Source organism: Yersinia massiliensis (assembly GCF_003048255.1).
GTDB classification, from domain to species: domain Bacteria; phylum Pseudomonadota; class Gammaproteobacteria; order Enterobacterales; family Enterobacteriaceae; genus Yersinia; species Yersinia massiliensis_A.
Genome location: NZ_CP028487.1, coordinates 4543993 through 4560372 on the forward strand (window position 1 = coordinate 4543993; position 16380 = coordinate 4560372).

Genomic DNA, 16380 nt, shown 5'->3' on the forward strand with positions numbered 1-16380 from the left:
GTCCTATTGATGCGACTAATTAACTTAATTCATCGATAAGTAGACTTCTGTGCAGCATACGAAGCGTCAGCATTTAGGACTATCGGGTGTTGGCCTTATTCGTCAACTCACATCGCGAGCAAAATCGACAAAATTTGTACTTGCTGATCTTGATCGTTGAAGCACTCGACAGGCATGAGTTTGAATAACTCATAGAAGCGACGAACGAATTTCTGCCGTAAATTGACGTCCGGCCCCAAAATCATCTCAATTCGCGGTTGTAACCAATTATCAAATAACCAAGGCTGTCCGACGACGGCCAGTACTTCCCGCAGGACAGCATCTCCCTCTATGCCACAAGCCCGTCCGATGTCATGACAATGGTCTTCTAAGCAAAGAAACATCAGCAAGCGACGCAATTGATTGAGGGTGGCCGCCAAACGCTCACCATGTTTGGGCGGGGGCTGGCAGGATAAATCAAATGCCATCGCGCGCATTAACACCCGAACGCGTTGTTGACGTTGTGGCCAGCGACTGATCCGTGCAAACCATTCCGTTATCGATAATTCACTTTGATAGATACTTTGTTGAAATAGCTGCTTTATCGAACCCAATGAACGGCTACCTGCAGTGCCCAACTCAAGTAAGCCAAATAACTCAATCTCCCACCCCTCGTTCTCGAGTACCGACCCAAGTAACTGCATTAAGCGACGGCGACGTAATGGATTTTCTTTGCAGTTGGCCACTAAGGTCGCTAAAAGTAACACTTGCTGCCCTACCGAGAGATCGCCTTGATGGAGTTTGCTGGTCAGTAAAGCGATATCAATATCCAACGGAATATTTTGCTGCAATAAAGTGCCCGCACTGTCAGAAAGCTGTGCGACCATCTTCACCAGTAATTGCAGGCGGCGTTGGTGACGCTCCTCCGTTTGAGCTGCTTTTTGATCTTTTAGCCTCGCGCCTAAACTCAGCCCGATCCCCTCCATGGTCATTTCCAAATTCTCACCCAATACGGCTTGCTGAAGATCGAGCAATTCTAGACTGGCTAATGCCATCACTGAATGAGCCGGTGAGACCTCACCTTGCAGCTTTTCACTGTTGGGCAGAGTGCCGTGTACTGCGACAGTATCTGAGATGCTATTTGTCTTGATCATGCATCGATTCCTTATCGGGTAATGGCGATGCCTGTAGCCAAAGAAGCAGCTGCGATAAATGGCGGTGAAGCGAGAAACTCAGTTGCAACTGGGGTGAGCTTAATTGCGCCTCATCCTCGGCCAAAGTTTCATCACTGATACATTGTACTCGGGCACCCAGAGCGGTGATGACAGCAGGAAAGTGCTGCGGGTTAACACGTAAAACCAAGCTATTTTCCTCGGCTAGACGTGTTATCTGTGACGCCAAATGATGAATTAAAATTTTATCTGCCGCTTGCTGACCGGCCCATTCAGTGACTACTGTGGTGATCGCCGCCAAAATTCGCTTTTGTGCCTGATTGACTAACGAAGACGTCAATTGCTCCGATGTTACTAACCAATTGATATGATGGACTAATATATCTGCTTCCATCTGGCTTCTGGTTTGCTCAATTAATCTCTCAGCCTGCTGTTCGGCCAAAGCTAACCGCTGTGTTTTTTCAGCGTTTGCCGCCTGTAGAATCTCTGCCGCCTGTGCACGCGCTTCTGATAATAGATCGCGACACTGCGATATTTCTTGCAACAGTCCAGCTGGGATAATCGTCCCCACGGGTAATGGCCCATCGAACGGCGTGACCGTAATATAAAAAGGATTCATAAGAAACGTACTAGCCGTGTTAACCAATGATCCACTGAGAGCGATAATGCAGTGGGTAAGGAGAGTGCTCGTGGCAGAGGAGGCAAACGGATAGAGATTGCCTGCCAAACCACATCGTCATAACGGTGTTGATGCGCGAGGCTATGGCCAAGGCTCAAGGCCACCGTGGGCAACTGCTGAGGCGTTAATCGGGCGCTAAGCGGGCCACGAAATCCCAGCCCTATCAGTTGTTGAATATCGCTCTCTTTCAAATGGGGTGAAAGTGCCTGCCGATATCTGCGCAAGCGTAAATAATCATCACATTGCAAGTGGACCAGCCCTAGCGCCAGGCAGTGGCTTAACAAGCGTTGATGGCTTGCCATTTGCACTTGTTGTTGCGAACTCAGCACGGCAGGTAAGGGATGCTGCGGGAATTTTCGTTGTTGGATGAGTACGCGATTCAACGTGTTATCCAACACATGACTACGACCATAATGGTAGTTTTCGGCTTTGATGCCTATCGCAGCTAGCCATAATGGGTGAGCAAACTTAGCGGGCAACCAAGCTAATTGATGTAAATCCCAGATGCCACTGCTTAACGGCATTGTCATTATTTCGCCCTCCCGTTAACCCCTTATCTGCGCAGATAACGAACCAAACCTACCGTTGATAACCCAACCAATAACGTCAATAGCAGCCCTAATATGATCTGCACCGTCCCTGCGTGACGCAGCAACCATTGCAGCCCGACATTCAAACTATTTTGCGGTTGTGGTGTGGCACTAAAACGATAGTTAGCGGGTTGCATCACCACGCTAATTTGTGCGTAATCGATACCGGGCACCGCATCACGGATGAGGTTTTTGATCTGCGGTTGATAAATTTGTAAATTCACTTCCGGTGAATACTTAATAAAGACTGACGCAGCATGAGGAATACTACTTTTTCCATCAATAGGGGCAGGCATGGCGATGGTGACATCCGCATGTATCACCCCATCCATATGGCTCAACATGCTCTCTAACTGCTGCTCTTTTAAATAGACCATTTTGGCTTGTTCTTGGCTAGGCGAGGTCACCAATTGATTGGACGGAAACATCTCATCAACCGTCGCAAATTGTTGACGTGGAAAACCATTTTGTCGCAGTAACTCAACCGCGTTAATAAATTGGTTTTTATCCACTCTTAAGCTAACCACGCCTCCTTTTTCAGACTGCTTCTCAGCTTTGATTTGATGCAACATCAGCAAGGCCAGCATCTGGTTAGCTTCCCCTTCAGACAGCCCGCTATACAGCGCAACATCGCAGCCTGTAAGGGATACAACAACCAGTAATGATGCGACCAGATGCCATAACGGTTTCATTGCATATTGACCAGTTTATTGATGTTTTGCCCAACAACACCGGCGACTTTAGCCGTGACATCAATGGCGAGCGTGGCATGCATCCATTGCACCTGTGTCATCAGCATTTGATCGGGTGCCATTGTGGCGGCAGTAGGTTCAGTTGGCCGCATTAACTGCTCAAACCTAGCGACTTGCTGAGGGTCAATGAGTTGTTTAGTTGATTGTTGTTCAACCGCTTGCTGATTTGCGGGTTGCAGTAACGAGGTGCTCAGTGCTGAAGCAGCCTGAATGACATTAGTATCCATCTGACAATCTCCGGTTAATCCATCTGTTATGCCACTAAGTTTTTGGTTTCAGCGCTGGCCATGCCCTGTTGCATATGTGCCAACAGGGTCTGGGCATCTTTTGAGGAAGACGAAGCCAGTAACATCAGCGCCTTCTCCTGCTGATTTAGCCCAAATAACAGCATCGCTTCACACACCAGACGTACTGAAGGATCAGGTATCAATTGAGGTAACACATTTAGGATGATACGAGCTTCATCCAACAGACTGTGATTCACGCCTGCCAAGGCAGCTTCTACCACTAATTGACGGCAAGGCGCTGAAAGTAAAATCATATTTTTGCAATAATTCCGCTGGTCATATCTTTAATACTTTTCATCAACGCACTGCTGAAATTGATGTATGAAGAATACTGTTGCATAGCAAATTGCATCTTTAGCATTTGTTCTGGATCAGAAGAGTTACCTGACGCCATTTGACTCTTGAAATCTTGACCAATCTTATTGATATTTTGCGTCATTTCATTCATTAGCGCGTTTATATCCATCTGACCCTCCTTATTCCATCAGTGACCGCATATGAGATGGGCACTGTTGAAAGCGGCGACGAAAACTATCAGAGAAATGAGCGTGATTACTAAACCCACACTCCATGGCAATATCTGCCACACGTAGACGAGTGGAGAGCAGCAGCTCACAACCTTTTTTCAATCGTTGATCCAGTAGCCATTGTTTGGCCGACATCCCAAATTTTTCATAGAAGAGAAAATTTAATTTACGAGTCGATATTCCCAGTTCATCGGCATAACGTGAAACTGTCCAGGGATTGAGGCGATTCTTGTCAAAGAACTCGAGTAGTTCATTATTCGTCCCAACAATTGACTCTAAAAGTCGGGAGAAATAAATAGAATCTAGCCCCAAACAATAGAGGAAAAGAAATCTTAATGAAGCTGCCCGCTCAATATTCACTAGCTGTTCAGTCGAATGAATAATATCGTGACTGATGGGTAATATTTTATAACGTTCTGACATCTTGCAAGGCAACCGAAACTTATTCGACTGCACCATTTTACTGGCAAAATCCTGATAGATAGGTAACAAATCAATAGAGTGGCATAATATGGAAGTAATCATACTTTGCGAAAAAGAAGATACCGTAGCCTCTTCATCAACAACAACCATTTTCCCCGCAGGAATAGTCTGGCACTCCCCTTTGTGGCGTAATATTCCCTCTTGCCCAAATAAAATGAATTGTATTGTTTTCATTATATTCCTTAGGATGTTGCTAACCTGATGCAAGATTGACAAATATTGATATGAATGGATATCCGGTTTAAACCTGAAACGATTTGGTTGCAATATCCAATTGATTTTGGAATAGCTTCGCTTTGCTGGCTTCTATTTCATCGACATTATTATTTAAGCAAGTCGTTAAAAAACCACCGAGAGTAACACTCGGCAAAGCTATTAATGTCGGGATATTATTTTTCGCTAGGGTGCATAGTTCATTATGAATAATAGGATGTATTGTGAGACCAAGGACAATTAACGAAACACTCATTGCGGCACGAATAAGATAAGAGACAAAACGGGCAATTTTTTGAGCACGGCTGGGATCCGCTTGGCAATATTTGGCTAATACAAACACGGTTTGTTGCAATGCATCACTGCCCATTGTCAGTTCAGGCTTTCCTTTGCTAGCACAATCCCAATTATGATAGGCACAGGCCAAATTTGATATCGATAACATAAGATTAAGGCCTGTCACCACCGCTATCGGTGTGGCGGAACCACCACTGCAAACGGTCACAGCGACACTAATAGAGAATGAAGCCAAAGAATAAGCCACCTCGAGAATATTAATGAAAAATTGCTTTTTAGCAAAACTAACTTTCGCACAAGTCAATTCAGCAGATTCCTTTTCTTGAATATCAAGAAGATCATTAAATTCTGCTTGTGTTTTTTCTAAACAACGTAATGATTGTGGATGAACTAGCGTGGGTTTTTCATTATTACTTCCATCAATAGCTTCTATTTTATTTTGCGAGGTGAAATTATCGTAGTAGGTATTAACGCTACTAACATTGGTCATATATGACTCCTTAAGTATTCGCTATCGCTACCGATAGTTTCAACTTTAGATTTCATTCAATAATAATGAAGCTTTTTCAGCTATCGAGAGATATTCAGGATTTTGATAACTCATTTCAATCACTGTTTGCAACGCTTCCCTTGCATCGGCCCCCTTTCCCAACGCCTGCAAACAAATCGCCATTTGATAAACTGGGGTAGGATCTTTGACCTCTAGCATGAGCACACAAGCATAGGCACTCAGTGCCAATGCGTACTCTTGCTGCATTTGTAGAGCACCTGCTAATGCCAAATGAAATTGTGGCTCACGGGGATGATGTAATGTCAGCCATGAGAAATCATCCAACGCAGCGTTATAATCATTCGCAAGCCAAGCTTGATACCCACGCTTATATCTTGTTTGTGTTTCTTCAGGGCTAACGACTTGCAGCGTTTGCATCATTTCTTGGTGAATAATACCTTGTTCTTTTAGTGCATTATTTATTTGGGCACAAATCGTATGCAAGTCGCCAATGGTGATATCACTCATTTCATCTCCACTTGTCTATTACTTGCTATTGACATTAAATAGTAACCAATCGTTATCTTCTATGTTTTTTACGTATGCACCTTTGGCAATTAAAATCTTAATTAACCGATTCAGATTTAATTGTAGTGATGAGTTCGCAATATTATCAATCACCAACATTCTGATAATGGACAATTCAGCACTTCTTTTACCGAGTTGATATAGGAAATTAAATAATTTTAAAAAGCCATGGGGTGAGTCATCTTTACGGTCCCTTTCCAAATAACAAATTATCAGCTCACGGCCTTCTATTCGATAAATTACCTGAAAACCATAAAGAGAGAATTTATGGCCTACTTCAACGCTGCTCTTTTCAAAATAGGCCGTTTTGACTTCACACCCTTCATTTTGTAGCGCGGGTGCTATTACGTCCATAAATTATAACTTCACTGTCATGTTGATTTGGTTAATTAAATTAGTTAATTCTTTACTCAATTCTTTTATGCTTTGCCGGCTATCACTCGATTTACTTTGTAAATCGCTGATACTATTGGCATAAGATTGTGAACTACTATTTTGCATATCACCAATCAGGCGTTCTGAGTCCGCGTCACGCGTCAAAGAACCTTCCCCAATTTTAAGTCCACCCGCACTGATTGATCCAAGCCCAGAGCCAATATGACCCGCAAGCTCACCATGAGAAATGCTAGCTGCACCACCAGCAAAACTACCGAGGCCTGAACATATGCTCGCAACCCCACCAATCGTAGATGCACTACAAGCATCAGAGATCGCTTCACGCTTCTTAATCATTGAGCTGACTTGCAGATCCCAGCCTAATACTTCTTGTTTCTGATTATAACAACTCAATAAATCACGCATTTTTTTAAATAATTCAACCATTTTAAAAATAACATCAGATAATGAAGAGATCACATCATTGATATTATTTTCGTGCAGATCTTTTATGTCATTTACCGACGTTGCTGACTGAGTTGAGTTCACTTCATGGCTGACAGGAATATTCATAACCACCTCGGCTAACTTAATGAATTCGCGATTTTTGTTTGCAACATACCATTCTGTTGAATGTTATCGTTTAATTGAGAGAGTGTATCTTGCGCATTATTAGAAATATTTTTCAATTGCGTGATTTGCTGTTGCTTATTTTTTTCGACCCAATCATCCATAAATTGGATAAAAGATTGACTGAGTAGTAATGTTTCAATCTCTTTTTGTAAACCCGCTTTTTGTATCGCTAATTGCCCAATATTGATTTGATTGATGCCTTGCGTACATCGTTGAATGATATGTAATGGTGAAGCACAAATATCTTTTATGACCTGTTTAATCATTCGTTTCATGATGGCATTGACACATTGTTGCTCAAACTCAGCAGCCGTCAGCGTAACGCCTTTTTTTAGTACGTCCATCACCAATGCTTTGGTCGATTCTCCCACCAATTTTTCAATGCCGGCAGACGTAAAAGATTTTGTGATATTACGTACGAGCGTGACTTCAGCACTGGCGGCCTGCTTTGCTGCCGCAGCAGCCATCTCACTGGCCTCAACCATCTCAATTCCACCATTTGCGAAGGCCATCTCACTGCAAACTTTCTGACTAACCTCCTTAGCAAATTGCTGGGTCAACTGCCCTATTTCCGCTTCACTCCCCCCCTTAACTGCATTGAGCAACACCTCGCTTCCGCCGGATTTCAACACATTACCTGCACTTTTGGTCACGACACGAGCTGCATTAATAGCACGACAAGCTTGGAAGACATCAACAACCATCGCCAAACATTCACAGCCAAGTTGTACCTTCCCAGCAACATCAATGACGCCTTGGCATTTTTCTTTTGATGCGCCCAATAACATCGCTGTTTCAGCGGCTGCTTTGACCAAACCTGCCGTACCCGCAGCGACATAGGCAGCACCAGAGGCTAACGCGAGCGGGTCACCCGTTAATATCCCTTGAGCCAGCTTCATTGCACCGTAAACCACCTCAACCGCACCGATGATCCAATCACAGACCGCGCTGAATATACCGGCTTTTTTAGCTTTGTCTGCCTGCTCAACTGCTTTGTCGATCTGTTGTTGATATTCCGCAACACGCTTATCACGTAGAAATGTTTGTACCTCCGATGCACTTTCTATTTGTTTGCTGATTGATTTGCACAAGTCAGAAAAAATGCTCAGATTCAAATTACCCGCCATCGCCACAATAAGTTTTATATCAATACTTTCGAGACGATCTAGGTACAATCGATCACTCTTCCCTTTTTCACCATTGTGTTGCGGTAAAGCAACCAGCAGTCTGTCTAATGCGTCTTGGGCTTTTTGTTGCGTCACTTTCGGTGACATAAAATTGATATCCGCCGATGGCGAATAGCCGGCAGTTGCTCGCCAGTCTGGCAGAGTGGTCGGTGGCAATGGCGTCGTTTTTCCAACCAATGCTGTTGTCCAATCAGGGGGCATATCATTTTTAAAATCGATGACACTACTCATGTCGTACCTCCAGTAATAAAGTCGCTAAGCCTCGTTCAGCTTGTTGTCTTATTTCTGCCAACGCTGGGTTTGAATAGCACCAATTTAATGCAGCACGAAAAGCTTTTTCGGCATAGATAATATTACCGCAGGCTAAATAACACTCCCCTGCTAAACAGGATGGTCGTGGGTTATCTATCTCAATCTGACCTGCTCGGCTAAAACAATAGATTGCCTGATGGAAATCAGCCGTTTGTTGATAACATAATCCTAATGTCATCCAGTAAGAAAAATTCCAATGATCGAATCTCACTAGTAAATTTAATAATTTCTTGGCGCTGTCATATTCCTTACCTTGGCAAAGTTGTACGGTATATTGATAAAGCACCGCGAGATCTTGTTGATCCATCTTAGCCAACATATGCAACGAACCACCGCGCTGCATAAAATTAAGTACAATATCGCTCGGTTGAATATTCATTTCATACCGTCCATCAGCTATGAGCTTATTAGCAGAAGCTACGGGCAATTGTTGTTAGTAAATCTTTTAATCCTGTTTGCAATGTATTGATGTTATTGGCACAAACATTATAGCTCTGCATCACTTTCTGTAACTGTAATTGATCCTGAGTTATAGTATCGGTCGCACCATTCTTCTCATTATCCAGCGCACCTTTCACTGCCTTTAATTTCCCCTTATCCAGCATGGGACCATTCTTTTTTAAGTAATCATCAATATTCATGCCATCGACTTTAATGTCATTCTTGCGCATAAATTGAATCACAGAGTCAGGTAATGATTCTTTGGTCTTCTCATCTCCTTTTGCCGCTTCGGCGATTACTTCATCGACCTGATTGGCATCGTCTTGTACATCTAGGGCATAATCTGAACGTCCTTGTACGCCTTTAAAGTCACTATCTGCAAGTTTTTTTAACACATTAAGAAGATTATAGAAGGCCGCTAGGCCCATACGAAATATATCAAAATCCTCATTTTCATTATTAGAAACCCTGTTTTCTACTGCACCATTACGCGAAGACATAGTTGCATTAGTTTCAGTAAGTAATGGGGCGTTTTTTTGAACGATAGTGTTTAGCATAAATATGCTCCAAAATTCAAGGAATAAAGAGTAGACGCCTGGGTTTTTAACTACCGATTTTCTCTAGTGTTAATATTTTTAAGCTGAGTCTCTAATTGCTTAATTTGTATTGTTATTTTCGAAAGGCTAGCGGCTATCTTCGCCTTTTCTTGCGCGAGTCCGCTGGGAAAGGCAGCATCCAAACGTAATAAAGTCTCCTTTGCATTCAAATCATGATTAGACCGCGTTTTGAGTAATTCAATTTGTTGCTGGAAATTCTTTAGCTGACCAAGATCAGAGGATAACTTATTGTACCCACTTTGTAGGTCCGAAAGCATATGTTGAATAACGCTATTTTCATTCATAGTGGTACTCCTTTACGTATCACTAACCTTAGATTCATTTTGAATTATTTATTTTTAATGTTCTTTTATTTTTTAAGTCTTACTTTTACAAATGAACGTCAGAAGAAAAATTAATTATCATAACGAGCAACTAATGTTTCAATGATCCGCTCTGCACTCTTTAACGCCACCATAATATCATTGAGGGCTTTATAATTTTCAGGTGTTTGCTGTAGAGTTAATTGATGGATGACCATTAGCTTCTCTCGAATAAGCAACTCTTTCTTTTGTGCAATATTGTTAGATTTTGACTTAATATCATCTTCTAACACAGTAATATGCTGCATTGGCTCACTCCTATAGTCTCAAAAATTCATGGGTATATGGATAAGATTGTTCGCCTTGAATAGCGATATACCCTGCATTCCGATAAAGATCACTTTATAGCCGTTCGCCAAAACCGTCCCTTCTTGTAAACGTACGCCATTAGCCAGTTGCACGAAACTTAAATGGCGGTTCCCGCCGTAACTCACAATGGTCGCAGGAAGTAGCTGGGTGGTTTGATCCGCGATGGGGATATTCTGGTATTTCACCGTCAGATACTCTGGCTGCTGTACCGCCAACGTTTCTAACATCTTCATCATTCGCTGCTGCTGGATAGGCGACAGTTCACCGCTAATAATGATTTCTTTATTACTCAGCGACATGCTGAGATACCCCAATAATTCTAGTCCTCTTAAGTGCTCAATTAATTGTGAAATTTGTCCATCTTGCGTATTCACGACTTTCCAGCTTTTTAGCCCAATTATCCCCGCAAATGCGGTTTGGACTTTTAGCCATTGGTCATCCATCTTAATCGCGCCTTGCAGAATAATATTGCCGGGTTCTTCACCTATTTGAACTTCAATATTTTGATAACCATATTGATGTAATACATCACTGACACTCGTCAGGATGTGGTCATCACACATAAGTTGATTGCTAAAAACAACATGATTTGAAGATAAAAAATTCTGTAAGTTGATAACCGCAGGAGAGGATGTACAGTGACCAATCAACACGACACTGCCATCTGATAACCAGCGCCCTTTTACACCCTGTAAAGCAGGTTTTTTAAGCTGCTGAGTTAATTGTGTTGGAATATCAGGAGGCAAATATGACTGCAAGGATTTTGGTTGTTGTATAACCCAAAATATGAACGTGAATAATAGTGTCAATATCACTACGGTCAGTAGTGACAGCCACAATAGCAAGTGTGTTTCCGCCTTGGGAGTAATTTTAACACGACTTAAAACATCATTCTCTTCGCCGAGGGTCAATACCACCCCCGCAATTTCGATACACTTCCTCAGTGGGAGCGGATGTTGTAAATTGTGTAGGGATCCATTTACCCACACCTCATCTGAAGTCTGCACCACTATTTGTTGCTCAGTGATGATTAGCGTCAGTATCTCTTCTCTGAGTAATGGTAGTAAAACGTCGCACCCCTTCTCCCCTAGAGTAAACTCACCTATGGGCAGCATCAATTCTCGCCCCCGATATTCACCATTTAACAGGCGGAGTTTAAATCTAACAGGCATATTACTCCCCCATATTAACGGGTACAGCTTTGATCAAAAAGAGCCGAATAACACTGTGTGATTGCTTATTCGTACTGCGAAATAACTCACCCAACAAAGGGATATCACCTAACAAGGGAATTTTATTTTCCGACTCAATTTGTTTGTCTTGAATGAAACCACCCAAAAGTAAACTTTGTCCGACACGTAATGTAGCTTGAGTCGAGATATCTGAATTCTGTATTTCTGGCAGAGGTTCGCTACTACTGATGGGATCATGCTGTTGACCATCCTGGATATTCAGGTTAAGTAGCACTTCCTTTTCACCATTATTATCAATCATCCGCGGTGTGACTCGCAGTAGTGATCCTGATGTAACGGATTCTAATTTTGCTACTTTTTCTCCTTCTAACTTGGTATAAAACGTGATGTTCTTATCTAATACCGCCTGAATATTATTGAGAGTAACCACTGAAGGACGAGACAACACTCTTGCGCGCGAGTTCTTTTGTAATGCATTTAAGCGCACCATAAAATTGCCTGTATCACCGATGACTGTTGAGAAACCATCAGCACTATTTTTACTCTCTCCACTGTTAAATGAAATACCCGCGCCACCAATAGAAGTCGATGCTGACCAATCGATACCTAATTGGCTAATATCTCCGGCATCCACGTCAATGATAGTCACAGAAATTTCTATTTGAACTGGACGCTGATCCAGTTGTGCAATTAAGCTCTTATAAATCGGCATATTTACCTGGCGATCACGAATAATGATAGCGTTTTGCCGTGGGTCAGCAGAAAAAAGCGGTGTACTGGCACGCGTATTATCTTGATCTTTCCCCCCCACCAGAGGCGAATTATTACCCATCGTCATTTCACGTAACACACTGACTAAACCCGGTAATTTTACTTGTTGATCTCGATACTGATAATTTGAATCTGCTGCAGAAGCGTATTTCAATTGGAATACATTCACTGTTTCTTTGTTTTCGTTTTGATTGCGGACCTGCGAAGAAAGCAATTTGCTCAATGTCGTCACTCGTTCAATACAGATAGGCACCCCCGTAACTTCAACAGTTCCCAAACGAGAGAATGCTTTTGCTGCGCAGCTTTTATCGGCTAGTATTCCACTGCTTTGAAGATACTTAATTAGCGTGGCTGAAGATAATCCATCAGGTGATATAAATTCTCTTCGAACAGCTTGCGATTTGTAAAAATAGAGTATTTCTCCATCGTAGTACCACGTAATGTTATATAGGCCCGCAAGCTCAGATAAAATTTCTTCCGGCGTTTTATCGAGGATCTTACCACTAAAATGTTCATTTATTTCAGGGTTCACCACGACAGGGATGCCATAATTCCCCCCTATATCTTTTAAGAGGCTAGATAAGTCCATACTTCGACTATAAATAAAGAAAGGCTCACCTTGCCAAGGTATTGTTTTCCCATGAACTAATGAAGAAAACATGAGTAATATTAACCCTATGATCTCTTTCATGGGATAACCCCGCCTGTAGTTATTCTCGCTTTAAAGAGATTTTTGTTTTTTGGTGAGTTAACAATAGTGACTAGAGAATAGAGATATTGAATAAAACCATATAGTTGCTCTATCTTTACGGATAACTCATGCTGCATATCAGTGTTAGCCTCAACAGTAATCCGGTACCATAGCCACCAAGAGTCGAGACTAAGTTGCAAAGCAAAATCTTGTGTCTCCTCAAGAGACATCAGTAGGAGTGTGATATATCGAATAGTTGCATCAGATATCGCTTTTCTGTCTACAAAAAAAACACCAATACAAATAGAATGACCACAGTCTATTGCTTTAGATGGGATGTCCTTTAAGTTGAAGTGAATAAGATTAATGTCTGATAAATCAATATCACTGACTAAAGATTGCATTTCTAATATGTTCCGCATAAGCAATAGCTCCTGTCCTACCACTGCTTAATTATCCATTCTAATTAAATCTGCGCTACAAGGCGAAAACCTGACTTTTTTATTATTTGGAACTAAATGAATCTATAACGGGTTGTCATGAAAGTAGTGTAATTCTTGATATCGAATTTTGGCTGTGGCGTACTAAAAAAACCAGTTAGGTGACTTTATGGACAAATTCATCATGGATAATTCTTCATCACTCGTAACACGATTAACACTCATACTCGGTATGACATTAATGGCTATTTGGCTATTATCAATTTTGGCCACGGCACTATTTTCTTATGAAAATACTCGCCAACGGTTGGTGAATGAATTAACACATATGGCATCTTTACGCGCAGATTTAAGTAATTACCAATTTGAAGGGGCTGAGCACGATGCCACTTCTTTAATAAGTCACCAATCATCTTATGAGGCTATCTGGCAGTTTCCTGTTATTCCTATAGAGAATATCGCGAATAACATCATTCCTTTCATTTCAGGCAATTGTAGTTCAATCCAAGCCAAACATAATCTACGAGTTACTCAAGCATATGGAACTTCTGGCCAAACTTTTTATCTCGATAGTTTTACGATTAACAGCCAGAACGGAATTACTATATTTAAGCCGCAATCGGTATCAAAAGAATATTTAGGTCAGCGCCGCAAAGAGTTGCTTCTCCTCCCTCGATTTCCAACTCACGACAAAATCTTCTGGGGAATGCCAACTTATTCTGAACAAGGTGGTTGGCATGTATCTGTCGCTGCATGTGATCATAACGGTGCGCTAGCCGGCTTTTCTTTAAAACTAAATGAACTATTCACGGATAATCAGCCGATAGGGCAACGAGACATCAATCTTTGGTTGGATAAAAATGGCGAATTACTGCCGATATCCCAACAAAAAATACCGTCGGATCAAATGGTTGAAATTCTTCGTCAATTAAAAAATAGTGATTTACATGATGGCTGGCAACAAACGCAAGATTATCTCGTCTTGAGAACACAGTTAAAAGGCCCTGGTTGGCAGCAATTAGTGATCTACCCCAGAGTAGGTTTTGCTTGGGAGGCAGCTAAACCTGCGCTACATCAACTTCCTTTTGCACTCTCTATTTTACTGCTTTTAACCTTGGCACTTTCACTCTTACTACGTTATTACTTGGCAATTCCCCTTTGGAATTTCGTGAATATTATTGGTGCTACGGGCCCACAAGCCATGGAACCACGCTTACCGGTTAAGCGGATGGACGAATTAGGGCACATTGCCCGAGCTTACAATAACTTACTGGATACCTTGAATGAGCAGTACGACACACTAGAACTAAAAGTCAAAAAACGCACGCAGGCATTGGCAAAATCAAAACAAGCTGCCGAGCAAGCTAATCGTCGCAAACGTGTACATCTCACCACAATTAGTCACGAGATTCGCACCCCACTTAATGGAGCGATTGGAGCTGTCGAATTATTACAAAATACAGAACTTACTACAGAACAATTCCGCTTGGCGGAAACCGCTCGTCAGTGTTCGCATTCTTTACTCGCAATCATCAATAATTTATTAGATTTCTCACGTATTGAATCAGGTCAAATGACATTGGCCCAGGAGAAAATTGCATTATTACCATTATTGGATCAAGTCATGCTGACGATTCATAACCAAGTGCTGAGTAAATCACTATCTCTTTCCACTTACGTTAGCTCCGAAGTCCCTCTAACGATTAAATTAGACAGCCAACGCTTAAAACAGATCCTGATTAACTTACTCGGTAATGCGGTTAAGTTTACTCAACATGGTCACATTAGTCTTAATGTCGAACGTAAAGACAATCAACTCTGCTTTACGGTTGAAGATACGGGTTGCGGTATTGATTTGGTGCATCAGAAAACTATATTTAATCCCTTCGTTCAAACATGCGACCATCGACATGGTACAGGTCTAGGGTTAACAATTGCAGATAATCTAGCAAGAATGATGGGGGGGCAGATTACTCTTTCCAGCCATTTGGGTCAGGGGAGCCAGTTCTCATTAAAACTCCCTTATCATGGCTTAACCCCTGAAAAACCATTTAAGGGCGAATTATGTGTACCATCGCCACTGCACTTACAATTATCAGCTTGGGGAATTAGCTGCCTTCCTGCCAATAATGAATTACCCCTCTCACCGTCTGAGTCACTTACTGATCACGAATTGAATTATCTACCCGGCCGGTTATATAGCAAAATCGAAGCTCATTTAGGTCGATATCCGTCATCTACTCATTATCAGCAAGAAATACCGCAAAACCTACCATTACAACCTTGGCAGATGACGATATTGTTAGTCGATGATGCTGAAACAAACCGTGATATTACCGGTATGATGCTACGGCAGTTGGGGCATCAAGTCACATTGGCAGAGAGTGGCGAAACAGCACTGCGTATTGGTCAGTCTCATCGTTTTGATTTAGTACTAATGGATATTCGTATGCCAGATATGGATGGGCTAATTACGACCCGTTGTTGGCGTGACGATAAAATTAACCGTGATAATCGCTGCATGATTACAGCATTGAGTGCGAATACTAACCCTGACGAAAAAATAAGGGCTTATCAAGCAGGGATGAATCACTATATCTCTAAACCTGCTTCTTTTTGCCAGTTAGCCGAAGTACTGGATCTGGCTGCCCAATTTCAGCTTGAACGTGACATTAGCCTTACGCCTCAAAGCTCAATTCCCAGACCACTATTAAGTATGGATGATGGACAATTACGACTTAAATTATCTCAATCTCTAAAAGATCTCGTGCGGCAGGCGAGAGAATCTCTTACTCATCACCCCACTCTATCGCACGTGATTCATATGCTGAAAGGCTGTGCTGGTCAAGCGGGACTTATTGAATTACAAGACGCTGCAATTCAACTGGAAATAGCTATTGAGGACAAAAAAATAATTACACAGCAGGATATCACTCGCCTTGACGAGATGGTTAATTCGCTTTTTTGACCACGAACTATTTGTAATTACACT

General features: G+C 42.0%; 21 protein-coding genes. 1 reads left to right on the plus strand and 20 read right to left on the minus strand.

Annotation, left to right across the window (positions count from 1 at the left end; genetic code table 11):
• Nucleotides 1-107: 107 nt before the first annotated feature.
• The 20 genes from DA391_RS21125 to DA391_RS21220 form a co-directional block, all read right to left on the minus strand.
• Nucleotides 108-1133, minus strand: coding sequence for a TyeA family type III secretion system gatekeeper subunit (locus DA391_RS21125; RefSeq protein WP_098905123.1), 1026 nt, complete (start codon nt 1131-1133; stop codon nt 108-110).
• Entirely contained in the window at nt 1117-1770 is a 654-nt protein-coding gene (gene sctL, locus DA391_RS21130; RefSeq protein ID WP_098905122.1) for a type III secretion system stator protein SctL, read from the minus strand. The genes DA391_RS21125 and sctL overlap by 17 nt, the downstream gene beginning before the upstream one ends.
• Nucleotides 1767-2360, minus strand: coding sequence for a type III secretion system domain-containing protein (locus DA391_RS21135; RefSeq protein ID WP_098905121.1), 594 nt, complete (start codon nt 2358-2360; stop codon nt 1767-1769). Before DA391_RS21135 ends, sctL begins: the two co-directional genes overlap by 4 nt.
• A gap of 23 nt (nt 2361-2383) precedes the next feature.
• Entirely contained in the window at nt 2384-3112 is a 729-nt protein-coding gene (gene ssaJ, locus DA391_RS21140; RefSeq protein WP_050080992.1) for an EscJ/YscJ/HrcJ family type III secretion inner membrane ring protein SsaJ, read from the minus strand.
• Nucleotides 3109-3399 carry a type III secretion system inner rod subunit SctI gene (gene sctI / locus DA391_RS21145; RefSeq protein WP_080993812.1) on the minus strand — a complete coding sequence of 97 codons (291 nt, stop codon included), beginning with the start codon at nt 3397-3399 and terminating at the stop codon, nt 3109-3111. Before sctI ends, ssaJ begins: the two co-directional genes overlap by 4 nt.
• Before the next feature lie 26 nt (nt 3400-3425).
• A complete protein-coding gene (locus DA391_RS21150) occupies nt 3426-3713 on the minus strand; it encodes an EscG/YscG/SsaH family type III secretion system needle protein co-chaperone (RefSeq protein WP_050080993.1) in 288 nt (95 codons plus the stop codon).
• Nucleotides 3710-3925 carry a type III secretion system needle filament subunit SctF gene (sctF, locus tag DA391_RS21155; RefSeq protein ID WP_050080994.1) on the minus strand — a complete coding sequence of 72 codons (216 nt, stop codon included), beginning with the start codon at nt 3923-3925 and terminating at the stop codon, nt 3710-3712. The genes DA391_RS21150 and sctF overlap by 4 nt, the downstream gene beginning before the upstream one ends.
• 10 nt (nt 3926-3935) lie before the next feature.
• A complete protein-coding gene (locus DA391_RS21160) occupies nt 3936-4643 on the minus strand; it encodes a helix-turn-helix transcriptional regulator (protein ID WP_050287382.1) in 708 nt (235 codons plus the stop codon).
• 67 nt (nt 4644-4710) lie between these two features.
• The gene (locus tag DA391_RS21165) at nt 4711-5469 is read right to left on the minus strand and encodes a hypothetical protein (RefSeq protein WP_050080996.1); all 759 of its coding nucleotides are present in this window, start codon (nt 5467-5469) and stop codon (nt 4711-4713) included.
• A 45-nt stretch (nt 5470-5514) separates the two neighbouring features.
• Nucleotides 5515-5997: a SycD/LcrH family type III secretion system chaperone gene (locus DA391_RS21170; protein ID WP_050080997.1), complete on the minus strand. Its 483-nt coding sequence runs from the start codon at nt 5995-5997 to the stop codon at nt 5515-5517.
• Between the two features lie 18 nt (nt 5998-6015).
• A complete protein-coding gene (locus DA391_RS21175; protein ID WP_050287384.1) occupies nt 6016-6411 on the minus strand; it encodes a pathogenicity island 2 effector protein SseE in 396 nt (131 codons plus the stop codon).
• 3 nt (nt 6412-6414) lie between these two features.
• Entirely contained in the window at nt 6415-7005 is a 591-nt protein-coding gene (locus DA391_RS21180) for a chemotaxis protein (protein ID WP_108088181.1), read from the minus strand.
• Nucleotides 7006-7016: 11 nt separating this feature from the next.
• On the minus strand, nt 7017-8483 hold the full coding sequence (sctE, locus tag DA391_RS21185) for a type III secretion system translocon subunit SctE (RefSeq protein ID WP_108088182.1): 1467 nt from the start codon (nt 8481-8483) through the stop codon (nt 7017-7019).
• Nucleotides 8476-8943 carry a SycD/LcrH family type III secretion system chaperone gene (locus DA391_RS21190; RefSeq protein WP_050081001.1) on the minus strand — a complete coding sequence of 156 codons (468 nt, stop codon included), beginning with the start codon at nt 8941-8943 and terminating at the stop codon, nt 8476-8478. The genes sctE and DA391_RS21190 overlap by 8 nt, the downstream gene beginning before the upstream one ends.
• A gap of 28 nt (nt 8944-8971) precedes the next feature.
• A complete protein-coding gene (locus tag DA391_RS21195) occupies nt 8972-9562 on the minus strand; it encodes a hypothetical protein (RefSeq protein ID WP_019211503.1) in 591 nt (196 codons plus the stop codon).
• Nucleotides 9563-9612: 50 nt separating this feature from the next.
• A complete protein-coding gene (locus tag DA391_RS21200; RefSeq protein WP_050874864.1) occupies nt 9613-9906 on the minus strand; it encodes a chromosome partitioning protein ParA in 294 nt (97 codons plus the stop codon).
• A gap of 110 nt (nt 9907-10016) precedes the next feature.
• Nucleotides 10017-10232, minus strand: a complete 216-nt coding sequence (locus DA391_RS21205; RefSeq protein ID WP_108088183.1) for an EscE/YscE/SsaE family type III secretion system needle protein co-chaperone — start codon at nt 10230-10232, stop codon at nt 10017-10019.
• An 18-nt stretch (nt 10233-10250) separates the two neighbouring features.
• Nucleotides 10251-11465, minus strand: coding sequence for a type III secretion system inner membrane ring subunit SctD (sctD, locus tag DA391_RS21210; RefSeq protein WP_050081004.1), 1215 nt, complete (start codon nt 11463-11465; stop codon nt 10251-10253).
• A gap of 1 nt (nt 11466) precedes the next feature.
• Nucleotides 11467-12948: an EscC/YscC/HrcC family type III secretion system outer membrane ring protein gene (locus DA391_RS21215; RefSeq protein ID WP_050081005.1), complete on the minus strand. Its 1482-nt coding sequence runs from the start codon at nt 12946-12948 to the stop codon at nt 11467-11469.
• Nucleotides 12945-13370 (minus strand): hypothetical protein, encoded by a 426-nt coding sequence (locus DA391_RS21220; RefSeq protein ID WP_108088184.1) that lies wholly within the window; start codon nt 13368-13370, stop codon nt 12945-12947. Before DA391_RS21220 ends, DA391_RS21215 begins: the two co-directional genes overlap by 4 nt.
• 202 nt (nt 13371-13572) lie before the next feature.
• On the opposite strand from DA391_RS21220, the gene DA391_RS21225 reads away from it, so the two are divergent.
• Complete coding sequence (locus DA391_RS21225; RefSeq protein WP_098905310.1) at nt 13573-16356, plus strand: two component system sensor kinase; 2784 nt, start codon at nt 13573-13575, stop codon at nt 16354-16356.
• Nucleotides 16357-16380: the final 24 nt, after the last annotated feature.

Coding starts and splice junctions, on each gene's coding strand:
- DA391_RS21180 (WP_108088181.1), bottom strand. CDS start 7,005: ATGAATATTCCTGTCAGCCATGAAGTGAACTCAACTCAGTCAGCAACG.
- sctL (WP_098905122.1), bottom strand. CDS start 1,770: ATGAATCCTTTTTATATTACGGTCACGCCGTTCGATGGGCCATTACCC.
- sctI (WP_080993812.1), bottom strand. CDS start 3,399: ATGGATACTAATGTCATTCAGGCTGCTTCAGCACTGAGCACCTCGTTA.
- DA391_RS21190 (WP_050081001.1), bottom strand. CDS start 8,943: ATGAATATTCAACCGAGCGATATTGTACTTAATTTTATGCAGCGCGGT.
- DA391_RS21225 (WP_098905310.1), top strand. CDS start 13,573: ATGGATAATTCTTCATCACTCGTAACACGATTAACACTCATACTCGGT.
- DA391_RS21215 (WP_050081005.1), bottom strand. CDS start 12,948: ATGAAAGAGATCATAGGGTTAATATTACTCATGTTTTCTTCATTAGTT.
- DA391_RS21170 (WP_050080997.1), bottom strand. CDS start 5,997: ATGAGTGATATCACCATTGGCGACTTGCATACGATTTGTGCCCAAATA.
- DA391_RS21220 (WP_108088184.1), bottom strand. CDS start 13,370: ATGCGGAACATATTAGAAATGCAATCTTTAGTCAGTGATATTGATTTA.
- sctF (WP_050080994.1), bottom strand. CDS start 3,925: ATGGATATAAACGCGCTAATGAATGAAATGACGCAAAATATCAATAAG.
- DA391_RS21205 (WP_108088183.1), bottom strand. CDS start 10,232: ATGCAGCATATTACTGTGTTAGAAGATGATATTAAGTCAAAATCTAAC.
- ssaJ (WP_050080992.1), bottom strand. CDS start 3,112: ATGAAACCGTTATGGCATCTGGTCGCATCATTACTGGTTGTTGTATCC.
- DA391_RS21195 (WP_019211503.1), bottom strand. CDS start 9,562: ATGCTAAACACTATCGTTCAAAAAAACGCCCCATTACTTACTGAAACT.
- sctD (WP_050081004.1), bottom strand. CDS start 11,465: ATGCCTGTTAGATTTAAACTCCGCCTGTTAAATGGTGAATATCGGGGG.
- DA391_RS21135 (WP_098905121.1), bottom strand. CDS start 2,360: ATGACAATGCCGTTAAGCAGTGGCATCTGGGATTTACATCAATTAGCT.
- DA391_RS21175 (WP_050287384.1), bottom strand. CDS start 6,411: ATGGACGTAATAGCACCCGCGCTACAAAATGAAGGGTGTGAAGTCAAA.
- DA391_RS21125 (WP_098905123.1), bottom strand. CDS start 1,133: ATGATCAAGACAAATAGCATCTCAGATACTGTCGCAGTACACGGCACT.
- sctE (WP_108088182.1), bottom strand. CDS start 8,483: ATGAGTAGTGTCATCGATTTTAAAAATGATATGCCCCCTGATTGGACA.
- DA391_RS21200 (WP_050874864.1), bottom strand. CDS start 9,906: ATGAATGAAAATAGCGTTATTCAACATATGCTTTCGGACCTACAAAGT.
- DA391_RS21160 (WP_050287382.1), bottom strand. CDS start 4,643: ATGAAAACAATACAATTCATTTTATTTGGGCAAGAGGGAATATTACGC.
- DA391_RS21150 (WP_050080993.1), bottom strand. CDS start 3,713: ATGATTTTACTTTCAGCGCCTTGCCGTCAATTAGTGGTAGAAGCTGCC.
- DA391_RS21165 (WP_050080996.1), bottom strand. CDS start 5,469: ATGACCAATGTTAGTAGCGTTAATACCTACTACGATAATTTCACCTCG.